Annotated in this window: 13 protein-coding genes; 8 read left to right on the top strand and 5 right to left on the bottom strand. The window is 55.4% G+C overall.

Annotated features, from left to right (window positions below; all coding sequences use genetic code 11):
- Positions 1–20: 20 nt before the first annotated feature.
- The 7 genes from OGX84_RS00290 to OGX84_RS00320 all read left to right on the top strand — a co-directional run bounded on the left by OGX84_RS00290 (position 21) and on the right by OGX84_RS00320 (position 5,058).
- Positions 21–386 (top strand): type IV toxin-antitoxin system YeeU family antitoxin, encoded by a 366-nt coding sequence (locus tag OGX84_RS00290; RefSeq protein WP_286457193.1) that lies wholly within the window; start codon positions 21–23, stop codon positions 384–386.
- 33 nt (positions 387–419) lie between these two features.
- Positions 420–740, top strand: a complete 321-nt coding sequence (locus tag OGX84_RS00295) for a TA system toxin CbtA family protein (protein ID WP_286457195.1) — start codon at positions 420–422, stop codon at positions 738–740.
- Positions 741–1,169: 429 nt separating this feature from the next.
- Positions 1,170–1,409: a DinI family protein gene (locus tag OGX84_RS00300; RefSeq protein ID WP_047461815.1), complete on the top strand. Its 240-nt coding sequence runs from the start codon at positions 1,170–1,172 to the stop codon at positions 1,407–1,409.
- A gap of 592 nt (positions 1,410–2,001) precedes the next feature.
- Positions 2,002–2,616 carry a YagU family protein gene (locus tag OGX84_RS00305; RefSeq protein WP_024130867.1) on the top strand — a complete coding sequence of 205 codons (615 nt, stop codon included), beginning with the start codon at positions 2,002–2,004 and terminating at the stop codon, positions 2,614–2,616.
- 602 nt (positions 2,617–3,218) lie between these two features.
- The gene (locus OGX84_RS00310; protein ID WP_047461809.1) at positions 3,219–3,833 is read left to right on the top strand and encodes a methylthioribulose 1-phosphate dehydratase; all 615 of its coding nucleotides are present in this window, start codon (positions 3,219–3,221) and stop codon (positions 3,831–3,833) included.
- Positions 3,830–4,519, top strand: coding sequence for an acireductone synthase (gene mtnC, locus OGX84_RS00315; protein WP_071257972.1), 690 nt, complete (start codon positions 3,830–3,832; stop codon positions 4,517–4,519). Before OGX84_RS00310 ends, mtnC begins: the two co-directional genes overlap by 4 nt.
- Positions 4,516–5,058 (top strand): 1,2-dihydroxy-3-keto-5-methylthiopentene dioxygenase, encoded by a 543-nt coding sequence (locus OGX84_RS00320; RefSeq protein WP_112001720.1) that lies wholly within the window; start codon positions 4,516–4,518, stop codon positions 5,056–5,058. Before mtnC ends, OGX84_RS00320 begins: the two co-directional genes overlap by 4 nt.
- 44 nt (positions 5,059–5,102) lie before the next feature.
- Here OGX84_RS00320 and mtnA read toward each other — a convergent pair whose 3' ends face one another.
- A complete protein-coding gene (gene mtnA, locus OGX84_RS00325) occupies positions 5,103–6,131 on the bottom strand; it encodes an S-methyl-5-thioribose-1-phosphate isomerase (protein ID WP_112001719.1) in 1,029 nt (342 codons plus the stop codon).
- Between the two features lie 105 nt (positions 6,132–6,236).
- Here mtnA and mtnK point away from each other — a divergent pair, with 105 nt between their 5' ends.
- A complete protein-coding gene (gene mtnK, locus OGX84_RS00330) occupies positions 6,237–7,436 on the top strand; it encodes an S-methyl-5-thioribose kinase (protein ID WP_286457196.1) in 1,200 nt (399 codons plus the stop codon).
- Between the two features lie 90 nt (positions 7,437–7,526).
- Here the strand turns inward: mtnK and OGX84_RS00335 are convergent, their stop codons facing one another.
- From OGX84_RS00335 to OGX84_RS00350, 4 genes are all read right to left on the bottom strand, one after another.
- Complete coding sequence (locus OGX84_RS00335) at positions 7,527–8,768, bottom strand: LVIVD repeat-containing protein (RefSeq protein WP_112001717.1); 1,242 nt, start codon at positions 8,766–8,768, stop codon at positions 7,527–7,529.
- An 89-nt stretch (positions 8,769–8,857) separates the two neighbouring features.
- On the bottom strand, positions 8,858–9,922 hold the full coding sequence (locus OGX84_RS00340; RefSeq protein ID WP_060815943.1) for a sugar ABC transporter substrate-binding protein: 1,065 nt from the start codon (positions 9,920–9,922) through the stop codon (positions 8,858–8,860).
- A gap of 20 nt (positions 9,923–9,942) precedes the next feature.
- The gene (locus OGX84_RS00345) at positions 9,943–10,938 is read right to left on the bottom strand and encodes an ABC transporter permease (RefSeq protein ID WP_112001716.1); all 996 of its coding nucleotides are present in this window, start codon (positions 10,936–10,938) and stop codon (positions 9,943–9,945) included.
- The gene (locus tag OGX84_RS00350; RefSeq protein ID WP_047463951.1) at positions 10,935–12,437 is read right to left on the bottom strand and encodes a sugar ABC transporter ATP-binding protein; all 1,503 of its coding nucleotides are present in this window, start codon (positions 12,435–12,437) and stop codon (positions 10,935–10,937) included. Before OGX84_RS00350 ends, OGX84_RS00345 begins: the two co-directional genes overlap by 4 nt.
- Positions 12,438–12,540: the final 103 nt, after the last annotated feature.

Genomic DNA, 12,540 nt, shown 5'->3' on the forward strand with positions numbered 1-12,540 from the left:
AGTCATTAAGGAATATGTTAATGCAATCGACCACCTTATCCGGCTCATCAGCGGAGAACGCATCCTGCCTTCAGTGGGGATTAATACGTAATATCACGCCGTGCTTCGGCGCTCGCCTGGTTCAGGAAGGCAACCGTCTCTACTTTCTGGCTGACCGAGCTGGGTTTAATCGCTCATTCAGTGACGATGAAGCATTGCGTCTGGACCAGGTGTTTCCACTGATGATGAAACAGCTGGAGCGGATGCTCACCACTGGAGAGCTTGATCCCCGCTGTCAGCACTGCGTCACTCTGCATCACAATGGACTCACCTGTGAAGCTGACACTCTCGGCTCTCATGGCTACGTTTACATCGCTATTTATCCCCAGTCAGCCGTAACCAGGTAACACCTTCCTCTTCCTTTATCAGGGACTCAACTCATGCATATTTCAACTGTACCGGCCACGATGCCGGTTTCGCCACGCCTGTCGCCCGTTCAGGTCTGGCAGCAACTGTTAACGTACCTACTGGAACACCATTACGGTCTTACGCTCAACGACACACCATTCCATGATGATTCAGCCATCCAGGAACATATCGAGGCGGGTATCACACTTGCTGATACGGTGAATTTCCTGGTGGAACGCTATGAACTGGTGCGCATCGACCGTAAAGGATTCACCTGGCAAGAGCAGACACCATTCCTGACCACTATCGATTTACTCAGAGCCAGGCGAGCTACCGGATTAGTGCACACTTAAATAGCGCAAGTCTTTCTCCCTATCTCGCTTTATTTTTCTCATCAAAAAGGGGTGAAAAAACTTTTAGGCACCTGTATAGGCACCAAAGAAAAGTTGAATTAGAGGTTAGCTAAGTTATTTCAATGAATTACAACACCAATTCAGACTCCGCCAGCACTTTTGATAGGACTGCAACCGGGCAGTGGCAATAAAAAACAGTCACTTACGGACACTGACCAGACAGTATGCAGACCGAGAAAAGACAAAAATATGCACGTGAAATGCACGTGCACTTTAAAAGAACCCCAGATCTCACGGTTTGGGGTTTTTCTATTTGTAACCAAGGGTAACAAAAACACATCCCCCTTTCGCGCTCCGCCCACCTTGACACTGTTTATTTTTACAGTAAAAATACTGTATACAATCACAGTATTTTTCCGGGGGGCTTTTATGTTCGTTGAACTGGTTTATGACAAGCGTAATGTCGAGGGGCTACCGGGCGCAAGAAACATCATTCTTAACGAGCTGACAAAGCGCGTACACCGGATCTTCCCCGACGCCGACGTGAGAGTTAAGCCAATGCAGGCTAACGCATTAAACAGCGACAGCACAAAGACCGAAAAAGAACGACTTAACCGTATGCTGGAAGAGATGTTTGAAGAAGCCGATATGTGGCTGGTGAACGAATGATGAGCATGGACAACATGATTATTGCCAGGGTAAGAATATATTTCCCGCCTGGCACCGAACTCCCTGTTCCAACGCCTGAACTCAGGACATTTGCCATCATCAGCAAAGACCTGCCTGGACATCAGGTGCTTGAGTACAAAAACAGGCAGTAGGTTCCTGTACTGGCCCGGCTTTTTGATGATTCAGCACATGCTATTTCAGCTATAACAAGCCTGAGCAAAAAGACGTGGCATTAATACTTAAAACACATTGATCCGTCATGCCGGGAAGATACAATCCGCGGCGGCTGGCAACCCTTCTATATTCGACTATCGAACGATCGCCAGCTGTCCGTACCATGCTCTTCCATGCGGCGTGGTTGCTACTCTATTAATTCTACTGATGAGAATATTGCTGTAGATCGCATACGACCTTGCCGTTCTCACCACTTTCACAGCCTTCCTGTTACGCCATATAAAGCAACTCGATTGGGAATTTCCAGTTACTGACGCAAATACGGAACATACAATCACATACACATCTTTACATTTGGTGGTTTTCATGAATACTACTAAATGATTATGTTAACACGATGAAATTCAACGGATGAAATATGAATATATTTGAACAAACTCCACCAAACCGCAGGCGTTATGGCCTGGCTGCATTTATTGGGTTAATCGCTGGTATCGTATCAGCATTTGTTAAATGGGGCGCTGAAGTACCTTTGCCACCCCGCAGTCCGACTGATATGTTCACTGCTGCATGCGGGCCGGAATCATTAATCAGGGCTGCCGGGCAAATTGACTGTTCCCGCAATTTCCTGAATCCCCCTTATATTTTCCTTCGTGACTGGATGGGGCTTGCTGATCCTAACGCTGCCGTCTACACCTTTGCCGGGCATGTGTTTAACTGGGTTGGTGTAACACACATCATCTTTTCGATTGTCTTCGCAGTGGGTTACTGTGTTGTTGCTGAAGTTTTCCCCAAAATTAAACTCTGGCAGGGTTTGCTGGCTGGTGCGCTGGCACAGCTTTTCGTACATATGATTTCCTTCCCTCTCATGGGGCTGACTCCACCTTTGGTTGACCTTCCATGGTATGAGAATGTATCCGAAATTTTTGGACATTTAATCTGGTTCTGGTCTATCGAAATTATCCGTCGGGATCTGCGTAACAGGATTACTCATCAACCAGACCCGGAGATCCCTTTGGGAACAAGCCGGTGACAAATTCTTAATGTGGTAAAATGGCGCAAACACAGCGCCATTTTTTAGTATCCATTTACTGAACTCCTGAGTTGCCTGTTTTAATCTCTCGCTAATCCCCTCTTCCCGGCCCTGACATTCCTGTTCTGTGAAAAAGAGAATAAACCACTTTCCATCCGTGCACCCGAATGTTCTTAATATCAAGGAGGAGATTTATGTCTGGTATCTGAGTCTGTTAAATAACATGATAAAAACCCGCGCACTTCTTGCATTGCTTTCCCTGAACATTTAAGCGAACCATCGGCACCTTGCCGATTAATGTCTGTAGTGGTTTAGGGATGCCCCCTCCGGGCACAAAGCGGCCTGAACGAAGGGCTATCAGGTCTGCTATGGGCGCCCCCCCTACAGCTTCCATTGAAAGCATCAATCAATACGCAAAACTCCCGCTCCTGACAAACTCAACCACCTCCCCCACCAAGTCACACTGCCACCAGGACAATGTTGTTGCTCCTGCCCGGAAGAGTTGTGTTGCTGCTGCCGTAACACGATGTTAGCATTTGGCAATCAAGACGCTTAGATGTCTAAAAACTCCATTCCTGACCCCGAGAGAGGCTAAAAGGAAGATGACAGATAACCTGCAACTCACACAACTGGTCGAGACCTGCCGCTGGATAGGGGCAAAAGGCTGGGCTCCCGCCACTGGCGGCAATATGTCTGTCCGCCAGGACGACGCTTTTTGCTGGCTCAGCGAGTCGGGAAAAGATAAAGGCAACCTGACTACCGACGATTTTTTGCAGGTGGAAATCGCCACCAGTCACGCACCGTCCGGTCGCAAACCATCGGCGGAGACCGGGCTGCATACCCTGATTTATCGCCTCTTTCCCCAGGCAAACGCGGTGTTGCACGTCCACACCGTCAACGCCACGGTGCTCTCGCGCATCGTTAAAACGCCGGAGCTATATATCAGCGGTTTTGAAATGCAAAAGTCGCTTAGCGGGCAGACCACCCATCTTGATACCGTCTGCGTGCCGGTGTTCGACAACGACCAGGATATCGACGCGCTGGCGTCACGTATTGCGCATTACGCGCAAGAGCGTTCTCTGAATTACGGTTTTCTTCTGCGCGGTCATGGCTTAACCTGCTGGGGACGCTCAGTGGAGGAGGCCCGCCGTCATCTGGAGGGGCTGGAATTTTTATTTGAATGCGAAATGCGTTTGCGACAACTGGAGAGATTATGATTCGCGCGATTGTGACGGATATTGAAGGCACCACCAGCGATATCCGTTTTGTTCACAATGTTCTGTTCCCCTATGCGCGCGAGCGGCTGGCGGCGTTTGTCACCGCCCGGCAGTATGCCGAACCGGTAAAATCAATTCTTGATAATCTGCGCAACGAGATTGCCCGGCCGGACGCCAGTACCGCAGAACTTATCGAAACGCTTTTCGCCTTTATGGATGAAGATCGCAAATCAACGGCGCTAAAAGCCCTGCAAGGCATTATCTGGCACGATGGTTACGTCAATGGCGACTTTACCGGTCATCTCTACCCGGACGTTCTGCCAGCGCTGGAGAAATGGAAAGCACAAGGCATTGATCTCTATGTTTATTCCTCCGGCTCCGTCGCAGCGCAGAAACTGTTATTTGGCTACAGCGACGAAGGTGATATTACTCATCTGTTCAGCGGCTATTTTGATACCCATATCGGCGCAAAGCGAGAAACGCAGTCATACCGCAATATCGCGTCGTATATCGGCGTCGCGCCGTCGCAAATCCTGTTCCTCTCCGACGTATATCAGGAGCTGGACGCCGCTGAAGAGGCGGGTCTTCGCACCCTGCAACTGATTCGTGGAGAGGGTGATGGCGCCAGCCGCCACCACCAGGTACATCAATTCGACGACATTAACCCGGAGCAGATCCTTTCATGAGCGCATTGACTATTTATTCCGATAAAGACGCCAGCCAGCCCCAGTGGCACAGTACCGACGCCGCAGAGATCGCCCAACAGCTCAACGCGAAAGGCGTCCGCTTCGAACGCTGGGTTGCAGACCGCGACTTAGGCCAGGCCCCCGCGCCAGAAACGGTGATCACCGCCTATCAACATGCGATTGATAAGCTGGTTGCCGAGAAAGGCTATCAGAGCTGGGATGTGATCAGCCTGCGCGCCGACAATCCACAAAAAGAGGAGCTGCGTGCAAAGTTTCTCAATGAACACACCCACGGCGAAGATGAAGTGCGCTTCTTCGTTGAAGGCGCAGGACTGTTTTGCCTGCACATTGGCGACCAGGTTTACCAGGTGCTGTGTGAGAAAAACGACCTGATTTCAGTGCCCGCCGGTACGCCGCACTGGTTTGATATGGGCTCAGAGCCAAACTTTACCGCGATCCGTATTTTCGATAACCCGGAAGGCTGGGTGGCGCAGTTTACCGGCGACGCCATTGCGGATGCCTATCCGCGCCTGCTTTAACGATCTGGCCGGGCGACGCTATCGTACGCCAGGCCTGCTCTGCATCAGGCCGCCTCCGTCCTGAAAACCCCCTTCGCCACGTCTTCTGGCGTCACCACACCGCTATCCAGCACCCAGCCGCTAATCAGCGCTGCTGGCGTCACGTCAAACGCCGGGTTATAGACCTGCGCATTTTCCGGCGCCCACTGTACCGCGCCAAAACTGCCCGCCACGCCGGTGACTTCTCCTGCCGCGCGCTGCTCAATCGGGATTGCGTCGCCATTCGGGCAGTGGGGGTCCAGCGTGGTTTGCGGCGCGGCAACGTAAAACGGAATACCGTGGAATTTCGCCAGCACCGCCAGCGAATAGGTGCCGATTTTATTCGCCACATCGCCATTTGCGGCGATACGGTCGGCCCCTACCCACACCGCGTCTACCAGTCCTTTCGCCATCAGGCTGGCAGCCATTGAGTCGGTAATCAGTTGATAGGGAACCCCCAGTTCGCCCAGTTCCCAGGCGGTGAGTCTGCCGCCCTGCAATAACGGGCGCGTTTCATCCACCCAGACGTTTTGCACGTTGCCCTGTGCATACGCGCGGGCAATCACCCCCAGCGCCGTCCCCGTGCCCGCTGTCGCCAGCCCACCGGTGTTGCAGTGGGTCAGCAGACGGCTGCCCGGCTTCACCAGTGCACTTCCCGCACGCGCGATATCGTCACAGAGTTGTTTGTCTTCATCGATCAAACGCAGCGCTTCCGCCGCCAGCGCCGGGACAAAGTCTTCTTGCCTCAGCGCCTGCTTCATGCGATCGAGATTGTTCATCAGATTGACCGCCGTCGGGCGCGCAGCGCGCAGCGTTTCCAGCGCTATCGCCAGTCCATCCCGGCGATGGCCTGACTCAGCCAGCAGCGCCAGTAGCAGACTGGCGGAAAGACCAATCAGCGGCGCACCGCGCACGCGCAGCGCGTGAATATGCCCCACCAGCGCTTCTACCGTTGAGGCATCCAGCCAGCGTTTCTCCTGCGGAAGCGCCTGCTGATCGAGAATAAATAATTGATTATCCGCCACTCGCAGGCTGGTCGTCTGTAATGTCTGCATGTCGTTAATTCTCTGTTGCGTTGTTGTATCACATTGTGTCAGGATGAATTACAGATGTATAGACGTCTACATGTCTTTATTAGTGAAATGAGTGAGGAACAGGCAATGTCGCAATACCGTACCTTTACCGCCCAGGATGCCGTGGAATACGCCCGAACGTTTGGCGGCATTGATGATCCATCCACACTGGTAGAGGCGCAGGAGGTGGGCGACGGCAACCTTAATCTGGTGTTTAAGATTTTCGATACCACAGGCGTAAGCCGCATCGTCGTCAAACAGGCGCTGCCTTACGTGCGCTGCGTCGGCGAATCCTGGCCGCTGACGCTGGATCGCGCTCGTCTTGAAGCGCAAACGCTGGTGTCGCATTACCAGCACTGCCCGCAGCATACGGTGAAAATCCACCATTTCGACCCTGAACTGGCGGTGATGGTGATGGAAGATCTCTCCGATCATAACATCTGGCGCGGCGAACTGATTAAAGGCGCCTGGTATCCGCAGGCGGCACGCCAGCTCGGCGAATATCTGGCGCAAACGCTGTTTCACACCAGCGATTTTTATCTCCACCCGCATGACAAAAAAGCGCAGGTGGCGACATTTATTAACCCGGAGATGTGTGAGATCACCGAAGATCTGTTCTTCAACGATCCCTACCAGATCCACGAGCGCAACAGCTATCCTGCGGAGATCGAAGGCGACGTCGCCGCACTACGCAGTGACGCTCAGCTTAAGCTGGCGGTGGCAGCGCTCAAACATCGTTTCTTCTCCCATGCCGAAGCGCTACTGCACGGCGATATCCACAGCGGCTCGATCTTTGTCGCCGACGGTCGCCTGAAAGCCATCGACGCCGAGTTCGGCTACTTTGGGCCGATAGGCTTTGATGTAGGCACCGCCATCGGCAATCTGCTGCTGAACTTCTGCGGCCTGCCGGGTCATCTGGGCATTCGCGACGCCGCCGCCGCGCGCGAGCAGCGGTTGACGGATATTCAGGAGCTGTGGAACACCTTTGCTGAACGTTTTCAGGTGCTGGCGACGGAGAAAACCCGCGACGCGGCGCTACGCGCGCCGGGCTACGCGTCGGAATTTCTGAAAAAAGTCTGGGCGGACGCCATCGGCTTTTGCGGCACCGAGCTGATTCGCCGCAGCGTCGGGCTGTCGCACGTAGCGGATATCGATACCATTCAGGATGCGGAAATGCGCCATGAATGCCTGCGCCATGCCATTACCCTCGGAAAAGCGCTGATTGTGATTGCCGACCGGATTGAGAGCGTGGAAGCGCTGATCGCGCGGGTGCGGCAGTACAGCTAAGTGCGGGCCGTTTGCCCGGTGGCGCTACGCTTACCGGGCCTACGATCCGAATGCAGGCCGGGTAAGGCGAAGCCGCCACCCGGCAAATACTTACCCCAGATACTCAATCACCGATAACCCACCGTTGTAATCCGTGCTGTAGATAATCCCCCGCGTATCGACAAACACATCGCAGGACTGGATCACCTGCGGGCGATTTGGCCGCGTATCCATCATCTTCTCAGGCGCCGCAGGCACCAGCGCGCCGGTCTCTACCGGACGATAAGGATTGGTAATATCATAAGCGCGCACCCCTGCGTTCTGGTAAGTGGCGAAAATCAGCGTCGAGCTAATAAAGCTGCCAGGGCGGTTTTCGTGCAGGTTATGCGGCCCGAAGTGCGCCCCTTTCGCCACGTAATCAGCCTCATCCGGCTGCGGGAAGGTGGCGATGCTCACCGGATTCGACGGCTCGCGGATATCAAACAGCCAGATCAGCTTTTCGCCGTCTTCCTGATTGTCGAGCACCGCTTCGTCCAGTACCACCAGCAGATCGCGGTCCGGCAGCGGTAGCGCAGTATGTGTGCCGCCGCCAAACGGCGGGCTCCAGTTGCGATGGCTAATCAGTTTCGGCTGCGTGCGATCTTTCACGTCCAGCAGCGTCAGACCACCGTCACGCCAGCTACCATAGGCGGTATCGCCAGCGATAATCGCGTGATGCAGCGCATAGCGTTTGCCCTCCGGCCAGTCTGGCGTCTCTCCCGCCGCCTGATTCATCCCTGGCAACCACCAGCGCCCGGTCACCTCTGGCTTACGCGGATCGGCCAGATCGATGGTCAGGAAGATGTAATCGGTGAAACCGTCGATCAGCGCCGAGACGTAGGCCCAGCGTCCGCCGACGTACCAGATGCGGTGAATGCCAATCCCATTCAGGGAAAGAAAACCGATTTCACGCGGTTTATCCGGCGTGGAAATATCAAACACGCGCAGCCCTGCGCTCCAGCCCCGGTCCTGCACGTCGCTGACCGTCTCACCGACCTGCCGCGTGTAGTAGACCTTTTCATCGGCAAAGCGGGCATCGGCGAACAAATCGCGGGCATTAATCACCAGCAGCAGATCGTCATGCGCCTGCAAATGCACGTTCCAGGTGCCTGGCGGTGCAGGCACATAGCCCGCCGCCCGTGGATTTTTCGGGTCACGCACGTCAACAATCGAAACCCCCTGCGACACCATATGGCCAATATAGGCAAAACCGCGATGTACCATCAGCTGTACGCCGTCCGGGCGACCGCCCTGGTCGCTATGGCCAATCAGCCGCATATTGCGGCTATAGTCGGGGCGCGGTAATTCAGTCACCTTAATCTCCTTTTGCCAAACGGCGTAACCGCCTTATCCGGCCTACAGAGAGCGCATTGTAGGCCCGGTAAGCGCAGCGCCACCGGGCATTATTTATTCTTCGCCTCAAGCGTCGCAAACCACGGCGCGATAAAGTCTTCCGTCTGGCCCCAGCCCGGAATGATTTTGCCTAATGAGGCGACGTTAACCGCCCCCGGCTGCGCTGCCAGCAGCGCCTGCGGAATGGCTGCGGCTTTAAAATCGTAAGTGGCAGGCGTAGGTTCACCGGCAATCTTATTGGCAATCAGCCGCACGTTAGTGGCGCCAATCAGTTTCGGGTCAACGGCCACGCTCACCTTCCACGGGCTGCCCGCCTCGCGCATCAGTTGCAAATCCTGGTTGGAGATGTCGATGCTGTAGAGCTTAATCTCAGTGCGACCGTTCTCTTTCAGCGCTTTGTACGCCCCCTGGCTAAAGGCGTCCCAGGTCCCCCAGATAGCGTCGATTTTCCCTTTCGGGTATTTCGCCAGCACCGCGCCCACTTTGTTGGCGGTATCGCCCTGCACGTCGGAAGAGACCGCGCCGATAGACTCCAGCTCTTTAATCCCCGGATTGTCCTTCAGCATTTGCTGATAAGCCGCCTGGCGGCGCTCCATCGGCGGGAAACCGGCGACCCACAGCTTGATAATATTGGCTTTACCGTTGAAATCTTTTACCAGTTGTCCAAAGGAGAGATGGGTCAGCGAAGCGTCATCCTGCTGAGTTACCGTCACGCCCGGGATCTCACCGTTGACGGCGGTATCAAACACCGCCACTTTGATCCCGGCATCTACCGCTTTCTTCACCAGCGCGGTGGAGTACGGATCGCGCCCCTGAGAGAGAATAATGCCGTCATACTTCTGGCTGATCGCCTGGTTAACGAAATCCTGGAATTTCGCGTCGTCGCCATTGCTTAAAAAGGTGCTGACCTTAAAGCCGAGCTTTTTCCCCTCCTGAATCGCGCCCGCAACGAACTGGGTCGTGTTGTCATCAGAGCCAAGGTTGCGGATCACCGCAATGCGAACCGGGCCATTATGCCCGGCAATGGCCGCTGGCACCGGCGCAGGCGTTGCCGCATAGCCCGGCAACGAACTCAGTAATCCCAGCGCCAACAAAGAAAGTGCAGTTTTTTTCATTATCGTTTCCCGTTGTGTTGTTAACGTTTTTGTATGTAGGTGATCGCCAGCGCCGCCGCCAGCACCAGCCCTTTTATAATGTCCATTGCGTAATAGGGTACCGAGAGCATCACCAGCCCGTTGGAGAGCACGCCAAGGATCACCGCCCCCACCAGCGTGCCGAGCGCATTCGGTTTGCCGGAACCGGCCAGCGAAAAGCCGATCCACGCCGCCGCGACGGCATCCATCAAATAGCCTCCCCCGGCGTTAACCTGTGAAGAGCCAATACGCGAAGCCAGCAGGATGCCCCCTAACCCCGCCAGCAGTGAGGCAATGACGTAGGCCGCCACTTTATAGCGGGTGGTGCGAATACCGGAGAGGCGCGCCGCTTCCGGGTTGCCGCCAATGGCGTACATCCGTCGCCCGTGGGTGGTCAGCGACAGCGCGAGCTGCGCCGCCAGCGTCACGACCAGCATCACGACAACAATAGTCGGCACCTGCCCCAGCGCGCCGAATGCCGCCGGAATAAGCCCCTCAGCCATTTCACCGCTCGGCAGCACCATGTTTTCAGTAATAGAGCCGCCGTAGCTGTAGGTCATCGCCACCCCCTGAATCACAAACAGGCTGGCAAGCGTGGCGAGCATGTCGGGAATACGCAGCACCACAATCAGAAAAGCGTTGAACAGCCCCACCAGCGTACAGAGCGCCAGGGTAATGACAATCGCCCCGGTGGTGCCAAAGCCGTGCCAGACGAATAACGAAATCACCAGTGCGTTCGCCAGCGACGCGGTTGAGCCAACGGAAAGATCAAAACCGCCGACGGTAAGCGAGATGGAGACGCCAATCGCAATCACCGTGACGATCGCAATAGAGCGCAGGATGTTGATGATATTGAAGGGATCGAGGAAGTTATCCGACGCGACGCCAAAAATAGCGATCAGCACGACAACCGTCAGCAGCATGCCCCACTTATAGAGAAAATCGAAAATCTGCTGGCGGCCAGACGCCGCTGCATTGACTGAAAGGGCCTTACTCACAACGCCGTTCCTCCGGTTGAATAATAAAGTAGTGTCTCTTCGCGGGCCTGCGCGCCCTCCACTTCCGCCACGATGCGCCCGTCCCACAACACGCAGATGCGGTCGCACAGCCCCACCAGTTCGGCGAACTCACCGGAGGCGTAAATCACCCCTTTGCCTTCCCGCGCCAGGCCGTCGATCAGCGCAAACAGGTCGGTTTTGGCTTTCACGTCCACGCCTTTGGTCGGCTCGTCGAAAATCAGCACGCGGGCGTCGCCGCGCAGCCATTTGCCGATCGCCACTTTCTGCTGGTTGCCGCCGGAAAGCCGACGCAACACTTGCCCCGGCCCGCGAGCGCGCACGCCGACGCGGGCAATCACCGCTTCCGCCCAGCGCCATGCCTGACGATGACCAAACAAGCTCCAGCGCGAGAAACGGTTATCGGCGGCGACCGCCAGGTTCATGGCGACGGACTCATCAATAAAAATGCCCTCTTTGCGCCGCTCCTCCGGCACCAGCGCCAGCCCGCGCGTCACCGAATCAACCGGGTCGCGCGGCGTCCACGGTTGATGATTGAGTTCGCCGCGTTCAACGCGGCTTTTCGACGCGCCGAACAGCGCCTTGCACAGCTCGGTTTTCCCGGCCCCCGCCAGCCCGGCGATACCGAGAATTTCACCTTTATGCAGGTGCAAACTGATATTTTTCAGCAGCCGTTCATCATGCAGCCCTTCCACGCGCAGCAGCGTTTCATCAGCATGCGGCGGGCGTTTTGGCGGATAGATATCGTTTAACTCATGACCCAGCATCTTCTCGACGATGGCGTCAGCGCTCAGTTCCGCCATCGGCCCGGACTCAATCAACTTGCCATCGCGCAGTACGGTTAAGGTGTCGCAAATGGCCTTTAGCTCATGAATGCGATGGGAGATAAACACCACGCCGATCCCCTGTTGTTGCAGGCGTTTCACCACGGCAAACAGCCGTTCGCTTTCATGCTGATCGAGCGGCGCGGTGGGTTCATCGAGGATCAGAAAACGACAGTGGTGCGAGAGCGCGCGGGCCAGCAGGATCTGCTGCTTTTCGGCGAGCGTGCAACCATCGATGACCCGGCGCACATCCAGATGAACATCGAGCTGAGCCAGCGCGTCACGCGCCTGCTGGCGAATAGCGCGCCAGCGGTAGCGGTGTCCCGGCTGCGCCAGCTGATCGAGCATAATATTTTCCGCAATACTCAACCCCGGGATCAGCGCAACATCCACCTCCTGCTGCACCAGATGAATGCCCAGCCGTTTGGCGTCCAGCGGTTCGCGTATCGGCACCGGCTGGTTATTAATTGCAATTTCCCCTTCGTAATGGTCGTGCGTGCCGCAGAGCACCGCCATCAGCGTGGATTTCCCCGCACCGTTCGCCCCCGTCAGCGCGTGCACGGAACCGCCCGTCAGGGTGAAATCAACGCGGGAGAGCGCCTGAAAGCCGGAAAAGGCCAGGCTGATACCGCGCATGTCGAGGCGACTGGAGAGCATCCGCTGTAAATCCTTTCTGATAATCATTTGATTTACGAAATTTTTCACAGCTCTCCCTGACTGACAACGACATAAAAAGCATAAGATAAAGCAAAATATTATT

It is taken from the genome of Citrobacter sp. CK202 (assembly GCF_030333225.1).
Classification (GTDB): domain Bacteria; phylum Pseudomonadota; class Gammaproteobacteria; order Enterobacterales; family Enterobacteriaceae; genus Citrobacter_B; species Citrobacter_B koseri.

Coding starts and splice junctions, on each gene's coding strand:
- OGX84_RS00295 (WP_286457195.1), top strand. CDS start 420: ATGCATATTTCAACTGTACCGGCCACGATGCCGGTTTCGCCACGCCTG.
- mtnC (WP_071257972.1), top strand. CDS start 3,830: ATGATTCGCGCGATTGTGACGGATATTGAAGGCACCACCAGCGATATC.
- OGX84_RS00350 (WP_047463951.1), bottom strand. CDS start 12,437: ATGCTCTCCAGTCGCCTCGACATGCGCGGTATCAGCCTGGCCTTTTCC.
- OGX84_RS00305 (WP_024130867.1), top strand. CDS start 2,002: ATGAATATATTTGAACAAACTCCACCAAACCGCAGGCGTTATGGCCTG.
- mtnA (WP_112001719.1), bottom strand. CDS start 6,131: ATGCAGACATTACAGACGACCAGCCTGCGAGTGGCGGATAATCAATTA.
- OGX84_RS00300 (WP_047461815.1), top strand. CDS start 1,170: ATGTTCGTTGAACTGGTTTATGACAAGCGTAATGTCGAGGGGCTACCG.
- OGX84_RS00340 (WP_060815943.1), bottom strand. CDS start 9,922: ATGAAAAAAACTGCACTTTCTTTGTTGGCGCTGGGATTACTGAGTTCG.
- OGX84_RS00290 (WP_286457193.1), top strand. CDS start 21: ATGCAATCGACCACCTTATCCGGCTCATCAGCGGAGAACGCATCCTGC.
- OGX84_RS00320 (WP_112001720.1), top strand. CDS start 4,516: ATGAGCGCATTGACTATTTATTCCGATAAAGACGCCAGCCAGCCCCAG.
- mtnK (WP_286457196.1), top strand. CDS start 6,237: ATGTCGCAATACCGTACCTTTACCGCCCAGGATGCCGTGGAATACGCC.
- OGX84_RS00310 (WP_047461809.1), top strand. CDS start 3,219: ATGACAGATAACCTGCAACTCACACAACTGGTCGAGACCTGCCGCTGG.